General features: G+C 69.3%; 14 protein-coding genes and 1 pseudogene. 5 read left to right on the top strand and 10 right to left on the bottom strand.

The annotated features are described in order from the left end of the window. The first annotated feature begins 75 nt into the window (after nt 1–75). The 5 genes from OHA03_RS01880 to OHA03_RS01860 all read left to right on the top strand — a co-directional run bounded on the left by OHA03_RS01880 (nt 76) and on the right by OHA03_RS01860 (nt 7,195). Nucleotides 76–1,560 carry an aldehyde dehydrogenase family protein gene (locus OHA03_RS01880; RefSeq protein WP_267000017.1) on the top strand — a complete coding sequence of 495 codons (1,485 nt, stop codon included), beginning with the start codon at nt 76–78 and terminating at the stop codon, nt 1,558–1,560. Nucleotides 1,561–1,581: 21 nt separating this feature from the next. Beyond that, entirely contained in the window at nt 1,582–3,108 is a 1,527-nt protein-coding gene (locus OHA03_RS01875) for a GMC family oxidoreductase (protein WP_267000015.1), read from the top strand. Beyond that, entirely contained in the window at nt 3,108–4,157 is a 1,050-nt protein-coding gene (locus OHA03_RS01870; protein ID WP_267000012.1) for a glycine betaine/L-proline ABC transporter ATP-binding protein, read from the top strand. Before OHA03_RS01875 ends, OHA03_RS01870 begins: the two co-directional genes overlap by 1 nt. A gap of 112 nt (nt 4,158–4,269) precedes the next feature. Then, entirely contained in the window at nt 4,270–6,228 is a 1,959-nt protein-coding gene (locus OHA03_RS01865) for a proline/glycine betaine ABC transporter permease (RefSeq protein ID WP_267000010.1), read from the top strand. Between the two features lies 1 nt (nt 6,229). Then, the gene (locus OHA03_RS01860; protein WP_267000008.1) at nt 6,230–7,195 is read left to right on the top strand and encodes an ABC transporter substrate-binding protein; all 966 of its coding nucleotides are present in this window, start codon (nt 6,230–6,232) and stop codon (nt 7,193–7,195) included. 364 nt (nt 7,196–7,559) lie between these two features. Here OHA03_RS01860 and OHA03_RS01855 read toward each other — a convergent pair whose 3' ends face one another. The 10 genes and pseudogenes from OHA03_RS01855 to OHA03_RS01810 form a co-directional block, all read right to left on the bottom strand. Then, nucleotides 7,560–8,069: a hypothetical protein gene (locus tag OHA03_RS01855; protein ID WP_267000006.1), complete on the bottom strand. Its 510-nt coding sequence runs from the start codon at nt 8,067–8,069 to the stop codon at nt 7,560–7,562. A 548-nt stretch (nt 8,070–8,617) separates the two neighbouring features. After that, nucleotides 8,618–8,833 carry a hypothetical protein gene (locus OHA03_RS01850; protein WP_267000004.1) on the bottom strand — a complete coding sequence of 72 codons (216 nt, stop codon included), beginning with the start codon at nt 8,831–8,833 and terminating at the stop codon, nt 8,618–8,620. Nucleotides 8,834–8,875: 42 nt separating this feature from the next. Further along, nucleotides 8,876–9,181, bottom strand: a complete 306-nt coding sequence (locus OHA03_RS01845) for a hypothetical protein (RefSeq protein ID WP_267000002.1) — start codon at nt 9,179–9,181, stop codon at nt 8,876–8,878. 301 nt (nt 9,182–9,482) lie between these two features. Beyond that, nucleotides 9,483–10,364, bottom strand: coding sequence for an ABC transporter substrate-binding protein (locus OHA03_RS01840; protein ID WP_267000000.1), 882 nt, complete (start codon nt 10,362–10,364; stop codon nt 9,483–9,485). A 325-nt stretch (nt 10,365–10,689) separates the two neighbouring features. Further along, entirely contained in the window at nt 10,690–11,829 is a 1,140-nt protein-coding gene (locus OHA03_RS01835) for a muconate/chloromuconate family cycloisomerase (protein ID WP_266999998.1), read from the bottom strand. A 54-nt stretch (nt 11,830–11,883) separates the two neighbouring features. After that, nucleotides 11,884–12,843: a PDR/VanB family oxidoreductase gene (locus OHA03_RS01830; protein ID WP_266999995.1), complete on the bottom strand. Its 960-nt coding sequence runs from the start codon at nt 12,841–12,843 to the stop codon at nt 11,884–11,886. 236 nt (nt 12,844–13,079) lie between these two features. Continuing rightward, a complete protein-coding gene (locus tag OHA03_RS01825; RefSeq protein ID WP_052190296.1) occupies nt 13,080–13,853 on the bottom strand; it encodes a dioxygenase in 774 nt (257 codons plus the stop codon). Nucleotides 13,854–14,412: 559 nt separating this feature from the next. Beyond that, on the bottom strand, nt 14,413–15,057 hold the full coding sequence (locus OHA03_RS01820; RefSeq protein WP_266999993.1) for a CoA transferase subunit B: 645 nt from the start codon (nt 15,055–15,057) through the stop codon (nt 14,413–14,415). Next, nucleotides 15,057–15,632, bottom strand: a pseudogene (locus OHA03_RS01815) (CoA transferase subunit A); the annotation flags it as partial. The gene OHA03_RS01820 and the pseudogene OHA03_RS01815, both read right to left, overlap by 1 nt. A 299-nt stretch (nt 15,633–15,931) precedes the next feature. Beyond that, nucleotides 15,932–16,822, bottom strand: coding sequence for an NAD(P)H-binding protein (locus OHA03_RS01810; RefSeq protein ID WP_266999991.1), 891 nt, complete (start codon nt 16,820–16,822; stop codon nt 15,932–15,934). Between the last annotated feature and the right edge of the window lie 371 nt (nt 16,823–17,193).

The raw sequence follows: 17,193 nt of genomic DNA, 5'->3' as shown, positions 1-17,193 counted from the left end.
CTTCCGGGGAAGAGGACCAGGTCACTGGGATGCCCCCTTATCAGACAAACCAGCTCAAGAAGGTCGAGGCTCGACGTGTCGGCACAAAAGACCATCCACGTGGGCGGAGAGTGGCGAGAAGCCGCCTCCGGCGCCACGCGCGAGATTCTCGACCCCGTCGACGCGGCGGCGTTCGCCGTCGTCGCGGAGGGTGGCGTCGCGGACACGGACGCCGCCGTCGCCGCAGCCAGGGCGGCCTTCGACAAGGGCCCCTGGCCGCACACGCCCGTCGCGGAGCGGGCCGCACTGCTCAGACGGGTGGCCGACCTGCTGGAGCGCGACCGGGAGAAGATCGGCGCTCTGGAGTGCCGGGACGCCGGCAAGACGCTCGAAGAGGGACGCGTCGACGTGGACTGCGTGCGCGACGCCTTCCGCTACTTCGCCGACCTCGTCATGAACGAGAGCGGCGGACGCGTCGTCGACGCCGGATCCGACGAGATTCACAGCGTCGTCGTGCACGAGCCCGTCGGAGTCTGCGGACTCATCACGCCGTGGAACTACCCGCTGCTCCAAGCCAGTTGGAAGATCGCGCCCGCACTCGCCGCGGGCAACACCTTTGTGATCAAGCCCAGTGAGATCACGCCGCTGACCACCGTTGCCCTCGTCGCGCTGCTCGTCGAGGCCGGACTGCCCGCAGGTGTGGCCAACATCGTCACCGGTGCCGGTGCCGCCGTCGGTGCCCGGATCGCCGACCACCCCGACGTCGATCTCGTCTCCTTCACCGGCGGACTCGCCAGCGGTACGAAGGTGATGCGGGCCGCCGCCGACACCGTCAAGAAGGTCGCGCTCGAACTCGGCGGCAAGAACCCCAACGTGGTGTTCGCGGACGCGTGCGCCACCGACGAGGGCTTCGACACCGCCGTCGACCAGGCACTGAACGCCGCCTTCATCCACAGCGGGCAGGTCTGCTCCGCCGGCTCCCGGCTGATCATCGAGGAGTCGGTCCGCGACCGCTTCGTCACCGAACTCGCCCTGCGCGCCACGAGGATCCGCATCGGCCGCGGCACCGACGACGGTGTCGAATGCGGTCCTCTCGTCTCCGAGCAGCAGCTCGTCAGGACCGAGGAGTTCGTGGCCTCCGCGCTGAAGGAAGGTGCGGTGCTGCGGGCCGGTGGCGAGCGCCCCGAAGGCCCCGGGTACTTCTATCGGCCCACGGTTCTGGACCACTGCGACCGATCCATGCGCGTCGTGCGCGAGGAGATCTTCGGACCGGTCCTGACCGTCGAGACCTTCCGTACCGAGAACGAGGCCGTCGCCCTCGCGAACGACACCGAGTACGGACTCGCCGGCGCCGTGTGGACTGCGGACGCGGGCCGCGGACGCCGGGTCGCGGGCCGGCTGCGCCACGGCACCGTCTGGATCAACGACTTCCACCCCTACCTGCCGCAGGCGGAGTGGGGCGGCTTCGGGAAGTCCGGCATCGGCCGGGAGCTGGGCCCGACGGGCCTGGCCGAGTACCGCGAGGCCAAGCACATCTACCAAAACCTCGCCCCGCGCCCTGTGCGCTGGTTCGCGGGCTGAACGGGAGCAGAGGTGGAGAACATGACCGACTACGACTACGTCATCGTCGGGGGCGGCACCGCAGGTTCGGTGATCGCCTCCCGGCTCACCGAGAACCCGGACATCACCGTTGCACTCATCGAGGGCGGACCGAGCGATGTGGGCCGGGACGACGTCCTGACCCTGCGCCGCTGGATGGGCCTCCTCGGCGGTGAGCTGGACTACGACTACCCCACCACCGAGCAGCCCCGCGGCAACTCGAACATCCGCCACAGCCGGGCCCGGGTGCTCGGCGGCTGTTCGTCCCACAACACCCTCATCGCCTTCAAGCCGCTGCCGTCCGACTGGGACGAGTGGGCCGAGACGGGCGCGGCCGGCTGGGACGCGGCGTCGATGGACCCGTACTTCCACAAGCTGCGCAACAACATCGTCCCCGTCGACGAGGCCGACCGGAACGCCATCGCCCGCGACTTCGTCGACGCGGCGCAGACCACGCTCGGGGTGCCGCGCGTCGAGGGCTTCAACAAGGAGGCCTTCCGGGACGGTGTCGGCTTCTTCGACCTCGCCTACCATCCCGAGAACAACAAGCGTTCCTCGGCGTCGGTGGCGTATCTGCACCCCTTCCTCGACCGCCCGAACCTCCACATCGCCCTGGAGACCTGGGCGTTCCGACTGGAGCTGGAAGGAACGCGTGCGACCGGCGTGCACGTGCGGACCAAGGACGGTACGGAGCGGGTCGTGCGGGCGCGGCGGGAAGTGGTGGTGTGCGCCGGTGCGGTGGACACCCCGCGGCTGCTGATGCACTCCGGCATCGGGCACCGCGAGGAGCTGGAGAAGCTCGGCATTCCCGTGGTGCACGACCTGCCGGGTGTCGGTGAGAACCTGCTCGACCATCCCGAGTCCGTCATCGTCTGGGAGACGCACGGACCGATCCCCGAGAACTCAGCGATGGACAGCGACGCCGGGCTCTTCGTACGGCGGGATCCGAACAGCCAGGGCCCCGACCTGATGTTCCACTTCTACCAGATCCCGTTCACCGACAACCCCGAGCGCCTCGGCTATGAGCGGCCCGCGCACGGCGTGTCGATGACGCCGAACATCCCGAAGCCGAAGAGCCGCGGACGGCTGTACCTGACCAGCCCCGACCCCGAGGTCAAACCCGCACTCGACTTCCGGTACTTCACCGACGAGGACGACTACGACGGCCGCACGCTCGTCGACGGGATCAGGATCGCCCGCGAGATCGCAGCGCAGGAACCGCTGGCCGGCTGGCTGAAGCGCGAGGTCTGCCCGGGGCCCGAGATCACCTCCGACGAGGACATCAGCGAGTACGCGCGCAAGGTCGCGCACACCGTCTACCACCCGGCCGGAACCTGCCGCATGGGCGCGGCCGACGACGAACTCGCCGTCGTCGAACCCGACCTGCGGATCCGGGGCCTCGACGGCATCCGAATAGCCGACGCGTCCGTCTTCCCGACGATGACGACCGTCAACCCGATGATCGGCGTGCTGATGGTCGGGGAGAAATGCGCAGATCTGCTCGGTGCCACTCCTGGGGGTCATGCCTGATGAACACGCCGCCGCACGTTTTCTCCGTACGCGACCTGTGGAAGGTGTTCGGTCCCAAGGCCGACCGCGTCCCCGGTGATGCCGAACTCGGTACGCTCACACCGGCCGAGCTGCGCGAGCGCACCGGCTGCACCGCAGCCGTGCGCGACGTCTCGTTCGACGTCCGCAAGGGCGAGGTGTTCGTCGTCATGGGCCTGTCCGGGTCCGGCAAGTCCACACTCGTGCGCTGCCTCACCCGGCTCATCGAGCCGACGTCCGGTGAGGTCACCATGGACGGCGAGGACGTGCTGTCGATGGACGCCGGCCGGCTGCGTGAACTGCGCCGCCACCGCGCCGCCATGGTCTTCCAGCACTTCGGCCTGCTGCCGCATCGCTCGGTCATCGACAACGTGGCCTACGGGCTCGAAATCCAGGGCATGGGCCGCGCGCGGCGGCGCGAGCGCGCGGCCGAGTTCATCGCCAAGGTCGGCCTCGACGGCATGGAGAACCGCCGTCCCGGACAGCTCTCCGGCGGTCAGCAGCAGCGGGTCGGACTTGCGCGTGCGCTCGCCGTCGACCCCGAAGTGCTGTTGTTCGACGAGCCGTTCAGTGCGCTCGACCCGCTGATCCGCCGCGACATGCAGGAGGAAGTCGTACGCCTGCACCGCGAGGAGGGTCGCACGATGGTCTTCATCACCCATGACCTGAACGAGGCGCTCAAGCTCGGCGACCGCATCGCGCTGATGCGCGACGGACGGATCGTGCAGCTGGGCACTCCGGAGGAGATCGTGGCGACGCCGGCCGACGACTACGTACGGGACTTCGTGCGCGACGTGCCGCGTGAGCAGGTCGTGACGGTGCAGACAGCCATGCGTCCCGCCGACGGTGAGGAGAGCATCTCGGGCCCGGCCCTTGCACCCGGTACCACGGTCTCCGATGCGATCGAGGCGGTCGTCCGCACCGGCAAGACCGCACGCGTGGTCGACGACGGCCGCTGCCTGGGCGTGGTCGACCACGCCTGCCTGCTCGGCGTCGTAGCCGGGATACCGGCCGTGAAGGAGGCCGCGTGATGCATGTGAGTACCTCCTCGGCTCCGCCGGGCCATACGTCAGCTGACCCGTCCGCGCCGGAATGCCGGGCCGCCGCGCGGGCCTCCTGGCCCACGAGCGGGGGGTGGCCGCGATGACCGCCACTGTCACCACTGCGCGCACCACCGGGCTGGACGCCTCCACGCCGGCCTCCTCCTTCGCGCGGCACCGCACCGGCGTCGTGCTGGTCGGCACCCTGGCACTGCTGATACTCGGCGCCTTCCTCATCGGCGGCGGGACATGGCCAGAGAGCCTCACCGTCGATCTGACCGGTCCGCTCGGGGACGTCAGCGACTGGATCATCGACAACCGCGACACCCACCCGCTGTTCCTCTACTTCTTCGGGCACATCAGCAACGCCGTCGTGCTGTCCGTACGCGGCGTCTACCTGGTCCTGCTCGCCGCCGGCTGGGCCGGTGTCACGGCCGCAGCCGGTCTGATCGCCTGGCGGGTCGCAGGCGTCCGGCTCGCACTCACCGCCGTCGCCGCGTTCATCCTCTGCGCACTGCTCGGCATGTGGGTGCCCACGATGCAGACCCTCGCGCTGATGGTCGTCGCCGTCCTGGCCTCCGTGATCCTCGGAGCAGTGCTCGGCCTGGCCGCCGGTCTGTCCGACCGCGTCTTCCGCTCGCTGCGCCCGGTACTCGACACCATGCAGGTCATGCCGGCCTTCGCGTATCTGCTGCCGGTCGTGCTGGTCTTCGGCATCGGTGTGCCTGCCGCCGTCCTCGCGACCGTCGTCTACGCGGCACCTCCGATGGCCCGGCTGACCGCGCTCGGACTGCGCGACGCCGACGCCGGCGTCATGGAGGCCGCGGCCTCGCTCGGTGCGACGGGACGGCAGCGGCTCCTCACCGCCCGGCTGCCGCTCGCCCGCAAGGAACTGCTGCTCGGCCTCAACCAGACGATCATGATGGCCCTGTCGATGGCCGTCATCGCCTCCGTGATCGGCGCGGGCGGCCTCGGTGACCGCGTCTACCAGGCCCTCGCCTCCGTCGACGTCGGCGCCGCGCTCGCCGCCGGCATTCCGATCGTGCTGCTCGCCGTCGTCCTCGACCGGGTCACCGCCGCGGCCGGCAACCGCATCGGCACCGCCCCGCAGACCGGGCCCGCCCGGTCCGGCTGGGCCGTCGTGCTGGCCGGCACTGTGGTCGCCGCCGTCGTGGCACGGCTCGCCGCCAAGCCGACCTGGCCCGATGCCTGGACCGTCGGCATCGCCGAGCCGGTCAATGAGGCCGTCGGCTGGATGACCGACCACCTCTACTCCGGTGTGCCCGTCATCGGTGGCACGGCGGACTGGGCCGCCCACTTCACCACCTGGATCCTCGATCCGGTACGCGACGGGCTCCAGTGGCTGCCCTGGTGGGCACTGCTCCTGCTGGTCGCCGTACTCGCCATGGTGATCGGCACATGGCGCACCACGCTGACCGCCGTCCTCGCGATGGCCGCGATCGGCGTGCTCGGCGTCTGGGACCCGGCGCTCAACACGCTCTCCCAGGTGCTGGCCGGCGTCACCGTCACCCTGGTGATCGGTTTCGCCGTCGGTATCGCCGCCTCCCGGAGCGAGCGGGTGGAACGCCTGCTGCGTCCGGTGCTCGACGTGTTCCAGACGATGCCGCAGTTCGTCTACCTCATCCCTGTGGTCGCTCTGTTCGGCGTCGGCCGCGCACCGGCGGTGGCCGCCGCCGTCATCTACGCGCTGCCCGCCGTCGTCCGCATCACCACGCAGGGAATGAACAGCGTCGACCCCGTCGTCATGGAGTCCTCGCGTTCGCTCGGTGCCACCGGGATACAGCAACTGCGCAAGGTCCAGCTGCCGTTGGCCCGCCCGGCACTGCTGCTCGCCGTCAACCAGGGAGTCGTCCTCGTACTCGCCGTCGTCGTCATCGGCGGTCTCGTCGGCGGAGGTGCTCTCGGCTACGACGTCGTGTTCGGCCTCGCCCAGGGCGACCTCGCGACCGGTCTGGTCGCAGGTGCCGCGATCGTCTGCCTCGGCCTGATGCTCGACCGTGTCACGCAGCCGACACAGCGCCGCACCGAAAAGGGGGCCTGACATGGCTCGTCCGCGCACACCTCTGATCGCGCTCGTCTGCGCCGCCGGTCTCGTCGCCGTTGCCGGCTGCGGGGCGGCGGACATGACGCGCCAGCCCTCTCCGTTCGCCAACGCGCAGGGCGCCAGGACCGTGACGCTCTCGGTCCAGTCATGGGTCGGCGCCCAGGCGAACACTGCCGTGGCCGAATACCTTCTCGAACACGAGCTGGGCTACCGCGTCGACACCGTTCAGATCGACGAGGTGCCCGCCTGGGACGCCCTCAGCCAAGGCCGGGTGGACGCCATCCTGGAGGACTGGGGCCATCCGGACCAGGAGGCCCGGTACGTCAAGGACAAGAAGACGATCACGCCCGGCGGGGAGCTCGGGGTCACCGGCCACATCGGCTGGTTCGTCCCCACGTACTTCGCGAAGGCGCACCCCGACGTCACCGACTGGAAGAACCTCAACAAGTACGCCGACCGGTTCCGCACCGCCGAGAGCGGCGGCAAGGGCCAGTTGCTGGACGGCTCTCCGTCGTACGTCACCAACGACAAGGCGCTCGTGCAGAACCTCGGCCTGGACTATCAGGTCGTGTTCTCGGGCTCCGAGGCGGCGCAGATCACCCAGATCAAGCAGTTCGCCAAGGAGAAGAAGCCGTTCCTCACCTACTGGTACAAGCCGCAGTGGCTGTTCGAGAAGGTACCGATGACGGAGATCGAACTGCCTCCGTACAAGGATGGTTGCGACGCCGACGCAGAGAAGGTCGAGTGCGCCTATCCGCACACGCCGCTGAAGAAGTACCTCAACGCGCGCTTCGCCGGCAACGGCGGCAAGGCGGCTCAGTTCCTCAAGAACTTCTCCTGGGGCACCGAGGAGCAGAACGAGGTGGCTCTGATGATCGCCGATCAGAAGCTCTCACCTCAGGAGGCGGCAAAGAAGTGGGTCGACAAGAACGAGTCGACGTGGCGCGCCTGGCTGCCCAAGTGATGTCTCCGGGCAGTCCGCCGGCCTCCGCAACCGCTCGACCCGGTTGAGGGCGGACGTGCTTGCGGACGACGACCGATGTGAGTCGCGGGAGGACATATGACGGAACGGCACCTGTCCTCCCGCGACCGGAGGCACCTTTGAGCGTCACGAGGCCTGCGCGGTCACCGATCCGCGGTCTGCTTCGGGCTTGAGCAGGGCGAGTTGGCGCCGGGCGAGCATGCCGCCGATGCCGGGCAGCAACGCCACGACGATGGCGGAGTGATCGCCAGAGGGCGGGAACCTGAGTCCGGGTCACCGGACGGCCACGTGTCGCAGCAGCTCAGAACCAGGATCACCGAACTGGCTGCGCGCTCTGCCCTCCGCGCTACAGGAGGCAGACGTCCGGCAGCAGTGGTAGGTGGAGGTCGATCACGCCGTCACACGTGTCCGGCTTCTGGGGCGCTGACGGCTTCGGCGTGGGAGGTGGCGGCGTAGTGGCGGGGGAAGCGCCCGGGCCGGGTGCGGTGGTCCCGGGCGGGCCGGGTGCCGTCGTCCGGTCGGGGGGCGGGGTGCCTCCGGTGGGCGGCTCGGTCCGGTCCTCGCCGCCGGAGACGGGCGTGCTGCTGGTCCCAGGGGTGGGCTCCCCCTCGAGGGGGGCCACCGATCCGGGGCCGGAGAACGCACGCGCGTTGCTGTCGTCATGGGTGGCGCCTGTGTCGTCTCCCTCTTCGGCGGGGCTGTGCTCCGTATCTCGACCATCCCCCTTCTTGTCCTGGCGGGCGTCCGGGATGGCGCCCGAGGCAGTGGCGGGCGGCGCGGCGGTGGCTGTTCGGGGTGTGCTCCCGCCCGACGTCAGGGCGAGCGCGCCGACGATGGCGACGGTGGCGGCTGTCACCGTGATGGTGGCCGTGCGATGTCTCCTCCAGGCAGACCGGGCTCGGTCACCGAAGGAGGTGAGAAGGGCGGCTGCACCGCCGCTGCGGCGGACCGGCCCCTCCGGGGCGTCAGAGGCAGCTACAACGGACGTTCGGCCGAGCGGCATTGCTGCAATCCTCTGTGCGGCTACCTTTGCGCGCAGCTGGGTGATGGTCTTTCGACTTCTCTGGTGCGCCCAGTGGAGGAGGAATACCGCCAGGGCGGCGGCCCCCAGGATTCCGGCCAGTGCAACATCCGCCACGGCTGCCCCCAAGACACTGAATTGTGACCTTGGGTACATGTTTGTTTTCCCAGGGTAACTTTTTTGGGCATATTCGAATCCGTGACCAGACCGTGACGGGGTCACAGCGACCTGCGCGTCGAGCAGTTCAATGGGCAGTAGCCCACCCGCCCCGGCCCCGCGGTGTCGCGCCGAGTCCGCCGCTCAGCGCCCCTTGTAGTTGATCTATATCCGCTGGGATGTAGTGATCACGGCTCTGACCTGGGTCTTAGTGGTCAGAGCGCACCTCACGAGTTGCGCCAGGTTGCGCGGCGGACCGACTCCGGATGGTCGCTTCGTCGGTCGAAACCGGTGACGCGGGTGATGTAGTCGCCCGTGGCGTCGTGGCGGATGGAGGACGCCAGCTGACCCAGGGCGCCGGCCGGGTCGTAGGTGAACTCCTTTGCAGGGGCCACATGTGCCCGCCACTGCTTCTTGCCCTCGATGATGTCCTGGATGCTCATGTCAGCCTCCCAGCCGGCTCAGTTTCCTTGCGACGTTCCTGTTCAACTGCTCGCGCCACCGGTCGCGATAGGTTGGCGCCCCTTCTCCACCGACCAGCGCGGCGCAGAGGTGACCTGACGCCGGTCGAAGTCGATGGTGAAGTCGTCCCGGGTGAACCCGGCCTGCTCTTTCTGCTGCCACGCGCCACTGGCCTTGACCGGTCCGATGAGCTGGACCCGGTGGTCGCGGGCGGAGCGGTCGAGCAGGGCGGGTGGCCGGGCCGGGGCCTCGGAGTCGAGTGGCGGGCCCAGGGGCTGATTTCTTTGACGGGTCGGTCGATCGGATCCGTCTGTCCGCTGGGTGACCACTGATGCGATGGGGGATCGGATCGAGCCTGCCGACGACGGCTGATCCGGTGCGCGGTCGGCGGAGACGACCACCGCCGTGTCCACACCTGAGGGCGGCCCGACCGGCACCCTTCGGTCCGACCGTGTCCGATCGATATCAGCGCACCGGCGCCTGCACACGCCAGGGGCGCGGGCGTACGCACGTGGTCGAGCGATTCGGGCGCCGGCCCCGCAGTCGCTCATCGCGGCGGGCCGGCCCGGCGCAGAAGACCGGGCCGGCCGTACAGGACAGAACGTCCGCCGCCGCCTCATACGGAGAGGATCAGTGCGAGCCGGCGGTCGCGGTGGTGTAGAACTCGGCGGCGGTGAAGGTGGCGGAGACGCCCAGTTCGGCCGCGACAGCGGTGAGCCCGGCCTGGGCGGCGGCGAGGTCGGTGTGGCCGTCGGGGCTGAAATACGGCGCGATGAACTTCTCGAAATGTGCCCGGATTTCATCCCCCGTGTGACGCCCGAGGAAGTTCCCCAGATACCGGAGCGTGGTGTCGGGGTCCTTCTGGATCACCTGCAGGGCGCGCCGGTGGGCTCGTACGACGGCCTGGACCGCCGGGCTGTCCGGGGCGATGTAGGTGGGGTCGACGGCCACGCCCACGGTGGGAATCCGGAAGTGGTCTCCCATGTAGGCCAGGACGTTCCAGCCGTACTCGGCGGCCAGCGCCTCCGGTGCCATGGTGTCGCCGACCATCGCGGCGTCGATCTCACCGGCCCGCAGACGGCGCAGATCCATGGCGTAGTCGCCGGGCCAGCGGACGACGGTCCGAACGTCGCGGTCCACGTCGAGCCCGGCCTGGCGCAGCACGATGCGGGTGAACACACCGGGGCCGGTGTGGGGAGGGGTGACCGCCAGCCGTTGGCCGGCCAGGTCGGCCAGGGAGGTCAGGCCGGGGCGGGCGAGGAACCAGAACAGCGGGCTGGCGGTGTTGACGTGGAGCGCGACCCAGGGGATGCCGTCATTCAGTCGCGACAGAACGGTCCGGCCGAGCCCGATGACCGCGCAGCGGCGAAGCTGCTGCGCGTCCCAGGTGCAGCCGTCCCGCAGCGAGACGTGGACGCCCTCGTCGGCGTAGAAGCCCTGCTGGTCGGCGATGTAGGCGACCAGTTCCTCGTGCGGGCCCCGCCCGACGTAGACGAGATCGATCGTGTGCATGAAGGTCTCCCTTGCAGCTGACGGTGTATCGGAAACGCTCGGCCGTGGGCCGGGTCGGCAGGCGGGGCCCGGAGTGGGCGACGGAACTCGTCGGTGCGGTGCCCGTGGGGTCCGGTGGGGCCCGAGCCCGGGCCCGTCCTGTGCGCGGAAGGGACCCGGGGGTCGCCCCGGGCGGGCTCGTCGCGGTCGGGCGGACGACGCTGTGCGCGGAGGCGGTCCGGTGTCGCCGGTAGTTGTCGATCTTGTCGCGATCGGGAGCGGTCGGCGAGTCCGGTTCGGGGGACCGTACCCGGTACTCTCCGACCCGCTCTTCGGGCGGAAGAAGCTATCCGTCGGAGGCGGTCCGGTGTCGCCGGTACTTGTCGACCTTGTCGCGGTCGAGGTCGACGCCGAGCCCTGGGCCTTCGGGCACGACGAGGTGGCCGTTCTCGTACCGGACGGGGGCCACGGTGAGGTCGTCCCGCAGCAACAGCGGCCCGATGAGCTCACAGCCCATGTCGAGCTCCGGAACCGAGGCGAAAACATGCGCGGCGGCCGCGGTGCCGATCGACGTCTCGATGGCGGTGCCACCGTAGCAGCGAAGACCGCCGTGGGAGGCGATGGTCGCCACCTCCACGGCCGCGCGGAGCCCGCCGGCCTTGCCGATCTTGACGGAGACCGAATCACACGACCTCGCGGTGACGGCGGACATCGCGTCGACGGCGCGGCAGACGCTCTCGTCCGCCATGATGCGCAGGCTCCCCGTCCGCTCGACCAGCGAAGCCATCCCGGCGACGTCGCGCCGATCGATCGGCTGCTCCACGACGCTCACGCCCATCGCTTCCAGCTGTTGCACACAGGACACGGCGGTCCGGTAGTCCCAACTGCCGTTCGGATCGACCAGATAGTCGTGCTCGGTGCCGATTTTGGCGATGAGGCGGGCTGCCCGCTTGAGGTCCTCGTCGGGCGGCAGCGCACCGAGCTTCAACTTCAGGGCCGGGTGTCCCTGCCCGAGCCGCTCGATGGCCTCGTCGGCGACCTCCTGCTCGCCGCTCCCGCTCAACGCCCACCGTACGGGGATCCGCGTGCGCGCGGCCCCGCCGAGGAGGCGGTGAACAGGCACACCGAGGACGCGGCCGGTAGCGTCGAGCAGCGCCATCTCGACGGCTGCCTTGGCGAACTCGTTGCCGTGGCTCACCCTGTCCATCACGGAACGGATCAGGGGAAGCGCGAGGCAGTCCATGCCCACCAGTACCGGGGCCAGGTAGACCTCGATGAGTTGCTGCTGCCCCTCGATGCTTTCGCCGCTCCACCACGGACCGCCCGGCGACACACCTTCACCGATGCCGATGACCCCGGCGTCGGTGTGGACCTCTACGAGCAGGTAACTCTGGTGATAGATCTCATGGTTGACGAACCGGTGTGGCCGGGAGGTCGGCAGGTCCACGATCGTGGTACGCAGCTTGGTAATCCGTAGCGTGCTCACGACTCTTCCATTCTTGAGCGATGTCTCTTACGGGCCGGGAAGGGAGTCTTCACGTCACTCGGGCAGTTCCAGGACGAGCTCCTCGCTCATCGCTCTGGACACACAAATCATCATCACCGAGTTCTCGGCGCGCTCCGATTCGCTCAGCACCTCGTCGCGATGGTGGGGCAGACCCTTGACCACCCGAGTCTCACACGTGCCACAGATGCCGTCCCGGCAGTCGAAGTCCAGGTCGTAACCCTCGCCTTCGAGGGCTTCGAGAATCGATTGGTCCGCACCGACCCGTACCCGGTGCCCGGAACCGGACACGACCACGTCGAACGCGGAGTTTTCGGAGGTGTCCGCCCGCTGCGACGACTGGAAGCGCTCGACCCTCACCGACGACGGATCCGGCGTCAGGTTCTCGACGGCTCCGGTCATCCCCTCCGGCCCACAGCAGTACACGGTCGAACCCCGGTGGCGGTCGAGGATCGGCTGCAGGTCGAGCAGGCCTTCGTGCTCGTCATCGGCATGGATCGTGACCCTGTTGTCGGCCCAGGAGACGATCTCGTCGTGATAGGCCATCAGCGAGCGACGGCGACCGCAATAGACGACCTCGAATTCCGTGACACCGGCGGCACGCAGCTGTCGCAGCATGCCGAGGATCGGTGTGATGCCGATACCGCCGGCGAGGAACAGGTACCTTTCCGCGGGTTCCAGCGGAAAGTTGTTGTTGGGACCGTGCACCGTTACGACGGACCCGACGGGCAACTCGTCGTGGACGTAGGCGCTGCCACCGCGCGAAGTCGGTGACCTGTGGATGGCGATGGTCCAGGTGCCGTCGGACCGGTCGGCGCCGCACAACGAGTACTGGCGGGTCAGGCCGGTCGGCAGGTCAAGGACGATGTGCGCACCCGGGTCCCATGCCGGCAGCGGCGCGCCGTCGGAATCGACCAGTCGGAGTTCGACGACATCGTCGGCGACCCGCGTTCGCACCTCGATCCTCACGTGTCGTTGTGTGTCTTTCTCGCTCATGCCTCTCCCGTCTGTGTCGCCTCTCGCATCATCTGCGCGCACGGCACGCCGTCGAGGTGTTCTCGGCAGAAGTGCAGGGTGGGGTGTCACGAGTCCGCGGCGGCTTCCGCCGACTCGTGTCTCTTCTCGGCCGGACCGGCGAGTGCGCTGTGTCCGGCGTGCTCGGATCGGACGACGTCGTGCTCACCGGGCGCCGGCTCCGGTGCCCGGCCGGGGCACCGGAGCCTCGTTCGTGGTTATTCCGGCTGGAGTACGAACCCGAACTCGCCGAGCGTCCAACTGTCGCCGTCGATGTCGGTCTTGGTGAGGGGGATGATCAGGCCGGGCTTGACGCCCTCGGCGCAGTCGCTGTCGATGTAGGGGTCGCCCTCGAAGTAGAGCTGGGTGACGAGGGGCTTGTAGCCCTCGGCGGTGACCAGGAAGTGCAGGTGCGCGGGACGCCAGGTGTGGCGGCCCAGGACCGAGTTGAGGAGGTCGCCCGTCGGCCCGTTCTTGGGGATCTCGTAGGGGGCGGGGCGGATGCTGCGGAACTCGACGGCGCCGTCCTGGTCGACGGGGACGCGGGCGCGCAGGATGTAGTCCTCGGGCACGCCGGCGTCGATGAAGCTGTACAGGCCCTCGTCGGTGGCGTGCCACACGTCGACCGTCGCGGTGGCGAGGGGCTCGCCGGCGGGGCTGCGGACGGTGGCCTTGAACAGCAGCTTGTCGCCGGCCTCGTCGGGTCGCATGGGCAGCGTGTAGGGGCGCTCGGTGAGTACGGGCGCGCCGGGCTTGTAGTAGGGCCCCTCGATGGCGCTGGGGGTCCACGGGCCTTCGCCGTAGCTGTTGGTGTCGACGGTCGCTTCGAGGAAGGTGTCGGTCCACAGGGGCCACTCACCGGCCTCGCCCACCCGGATCAAGTACTGCGTTATCGCGGCGTAGTCCTCGTACCTAAGGCCGTGACGGACGATGAAATTCCTCGTCAGCTCGATGAACTCGTCGAACAGGTCGACGACACGCTGATTGGCCATCTATTCCTCCTGGGGAGGTCGTGGGAAGGGCAATCCAGCGTTCTTGTTGCGGGCAACTGGATTTCACGGCAACGCTAACCGGCGGGTCGGGACGCGGACCAATACCGGATCGGAACAATGCCCGTGCCACACGGGTATCACGTCGTCCGTCTCACCGGCACCGTGCGAACCTCTCCCGGACGGCCGGGCTCGCGCGCAACGTGGCTGTCACCGACGTAAGTTGGGGAGCCGATGGCGGCCCTTCGCCCCGGCGGAGGGACACACGCGAGCCGACCGCCGGTTCACCTTCCCCCGTGGAGGTGAACCGGCGATCGCGCCGTCGGTGCGAACGACGGGACCGGCACCGCACACGGTGCGGGCGGTCCGACGATCGTCTCCCGTCCGTCCCGCGTCACGAGCGCACGCACACCCACGCGACCGCGGCAACCGTCGCGCTGCTTCGGTGCTTCGCGTGCGGAGCTTCACGCCCGCCGTGCGGCCGGGCGTCAGGCCGTACCGCGGCCGGCGCGCCGTGTTGACGCCCCGCTCGCCCACACGGTGTCGACGACGCGTACGGTCGTCACTTCAGGCCCTCGGCGACGGACAGTTCGGCGGCGGTCTTGGCGATGACCTCGTCGACTCCGACACCCGGCGCGCACTCGATCAGCGCCAGACCCTCGTCGGTGACGTCGAGGACACCCAGGTCGGTGATGATCCGGTTCACACAGCGCTTCCCTGTCAGAGGCAGTGCGCACTCGGTGAGGATCTTCGGTGAGCCGTCCTTGGCGGTGTGTGCCATCACGACGATGACTGTACGGGCCCCGTGGACGAGGTCCATGGCACCGCCGATCCCGGTGATCATCTTCCCGGGGATCGCCCAGTTCGCCAGGTCGCCCCGCGTGGAGACCTGCATGGCGCCCAGCACCGCCACGTCGATGTGGCCGCCTCGGATCATCCCGAACGAGAGTGCCGAGTCGAAGAAGGAAGCACCGGGCAGTACCATCACGGTCTCCTTGCCCGCGTTGATCAGATCCGGGTCGACCTGATCCTCGGTGGGGTAGCGGCCGGTGCCCAGAATCCCGTTCTCCGACTCCAGGATGACTTCCACACCCTCCGGGAGATGGTTGGGGATCAACGTGGGGAGCCCGATGCCCAGGTTCACGTACTGGCCGTTCCCCAACTCCCGAGCGGCACGGGCCGCCACCTGCTCACGGCTCCAGGCCATCAGCCGCTCCCCCTCTCGCGTGTCCCGGGCACGGACACCGTGCGCTGCTCGATCTTCTTGTCCGCCGCCTGTTCAGGGGTGAGCGGCACCACCCGTTGCACGAAGATCCCCGGCAGGTGCACCGCGTCCGGATCGATCGCGCCGGGCTCGACCAACTCCTCCACCTCGGCGATGGTCACCCGACCGGCCATCGCCGCCAGGGGGTTGAAGTTCCGGGTGGACTTGTTGGACACCAGGTTCCCGTGCCGGTCTCCCTTGGCCGCCCGGACCAGGGCGAAGTCGGTACGGATGCCTCGCTCCAGTACGTACTCGGTGCCGTCGAACTCGCGCACTTCCTTCGGCGGCGACGCCAACGCGACACCGCCTGAGCCGTCGCAACGCCAGGGCAGCCCCCCGTCCGCGACCTGGGTGCCCACCCCCGCCGGGGTGTAGAACGCCGGGATTCCGGCACCGCCCGCCCGCAACCGCTCCGCGAGCGTGCCCTGCGGGATCAGTTCGACCTCCAGCTCACCGGCCAGATACTGGCGCGCGAACTCCTTGTTCGCGCCGACGTACGAGCCCGTCACCCGGCTGATCAGCGATGGTCGGGTTCTCTGGATGAGCGGGTCGGGACGGGAGCGGGTGGTGCCCCGCCGAACCCGCCGGGTCGAGGTCTCTCGCGACCGGCACGGCGGTGGACCGCCGTGCCGCAAAGACCCACGGCGCGGTGGGAGCGGCGGGGCACCTCGAAGCCTCCGGTCGTCCTCGCTACGACACGGACCCGTCGCGGGCCGTCGGCGCGCACGAACGTCCGGTTCGCCGTCGAGGCACCGGCGGTCGCCGATCTCCCGCGCGGGTCAGCCGCCCGTAAGGAGGTCGGTCAGGGACGTGTCCATCAACGGACGCCGCGCGCGGTCTTCGGCTCGGGCCACCAGGCCGCGTCCGAGATCGGGGTCGCGGGTGAACCGGTGAGCCGGGGGACCACGTCGGTGACCGTGGAGATCTCGCCCCTCTCGATCGCCTGGTACCACGAGATCCAGGTCTCGATCTGTTCCCCGGTGATGCCCTGTCGCCACCGCCGGGCGAAGGCTTCGTCCAGCGTCTCGGGTTCGAAGCGATATGGCCTGCCGGTGGCCGCGGCGATCCGGGTGATCGCTTCGTCGAGGGTGAGGGCATCCGGCCCGGTGATATCGAGGGTCGCTCCGTCGTGCTCGGATCGGTCGTCCCCGTCGAGTACGACCGCCGTGATGACGTCGGCGATGTCCTCGTGGGTGACGAAGGCCGCCCGGCCGGTACTCGCGGGGCCGCGCACCACGAACTCCTCGTCGGCGAGGGCCGCCGGTGTCGAGGTGTACCAGCCGGCACGCAGCACGGTGTGGCGGATTTCGGTGCCTGCCAGGTACCGCTCGGTCATCCACTGGTCGCGGGCGTTGAGGTAGGTGGCAGTGGGTCCGGCGCCGACGAGGGACACGTACAGAATGCGATCGACGCCCTCCGCGATCGCGGCCTGGACGACCGTGGCGTGCTCCTCGAGCCGGCGTCCGGTGCGGTGTCCGGAGACCAGGACGAGGGTCGAGGCCCCGGACAGCGCCTTGCGCATGTCCCCGGCGTCGGCGTAGGAGGCCGGACCTCGCCGCTGCGCTCCGGGCAGTTCGGGCAGCAGCTCCGGCCGTCGCCCGATGAGGAGTTGGGGGACCTTGTGGTCGGCGAGCCGGGTCGCGACCCGGCCGCCGAGGGCGCCTGTCACACCGGTGACCGCGACAGTGGCACGTTTCTTCTTGGACAAGTGCATCTCTTTTCCTCCATCCGGGGCCGCCGTCGATCACGCAACCCCTGCTTCCGATCTCTGAGAAGTGGACTTCAGATGGGCGACGATGGATGGTGCGGATGGCCGCAGTCGGCCACGTTCGACGCGGCGACCACGGCTGTGCCGCCGTGGCGGACGCGGTCGTGGCTCCGCGGCTCGGGCCTCCGGAGAATCGTCGGTGCGCGAGCGGTCCGCCGCCCGGCTCCGCGGCCTCTCGCCGCACGTGGGGCAGATCCCTGTCCCACGTGTCGCGGGAGAATGCCTGCCGATGCCGCTGGCTCCGACCTCGGACCGCGTCGATGACCTGTGGGCAGCGGGGCGACCCGACAGCATCCATGTGGTGATGCGGG

The sequence above is a fragment of the Streptomyces sp. NBC_00154 genome (genome assembly GCF_026342835.1).
In the GTDB taxonomy this organism is placed as follows: Bacteria; Actinomycetota; Actinomycetes; order Streptomycetales; family Streptomycetaceae; genus Streptomyces.
Note: the sequence above shows the minus strand (reverse complement) of the source record. Positions and strands in the feature narration are given on the sequence as shown.

What these genes read in the sequence shown, in the direction of transcription:
- OHA03_RS01875 (WP_267000015.1), top strand. Translation starts at nt 1,582, where the DNA reads ATGACCGACTACGACTACGTCATCGTCGGGGGCGGCACCGCAGGTTCG.
- OHA03_RS01870 (WP_267000012.1), top strand. Translation starts at nt 3,108, where the DNA reads ATGAACACGCCGCCGCACGTTTTCTCCGTACGCGACCTGTGGAAGGTG.
- OHA03_RS01865 (WP_267000010.1), top strand. Translation starts at nt 4,270, where the DNA reads ATGACCGCCACTGTCACCACTGCGCGCACCACCGGGCTGGACGCCTCC.
- OHA03_RS01860 (WP_267000008.1), top strand. Translation starts at nt 6,230, where the DNA reads ATGGCTCGTCCGCGCACACCTCTGATCGCGCTCGTCTGCGCCGCCGGT.
- OHA03_RS01850 (WP_267000004.1), bottom strand. Translation starts at nt 8,833, where the DNA reads ATGAGCATCCAGGACATCATCGAGGGCAAGAAGCAGTGGCGGGCACAT.
- OHA03_RS01840 (WP_267000000.1), bottom strand. Translation starts at nt 10,364, where the DNA reads ATGCACACGATCGATCTCGTCTACGTCGGGCGGGGCCCGCACGAGGAA.
- OHA03_RS01830 (WP_266999995.1), bottom strand. Translation starts at nt 12,843, where the DNA reads ATGAGCGAGAAAGACACACAACGACACGTGAGGATCGAGGTGCGAACG.
- OHA03_RS01825 (WP_052190296.1), bottom strand. Translation starts at nt 13,853, where the DNA reads ATGGCCAATCAGCGTGTCGTCGACCTGTTCGACGAGTTCATCGAGCTG.
- OHA03_RS01820 (WP_266999993.1), bottom strand. Translation starts at nt 15,057, where the DNA reads ATGGCCTGGAGCCGTGAGCAGGTGGCGGCCCGTGCCGCTCGGGAGTTG.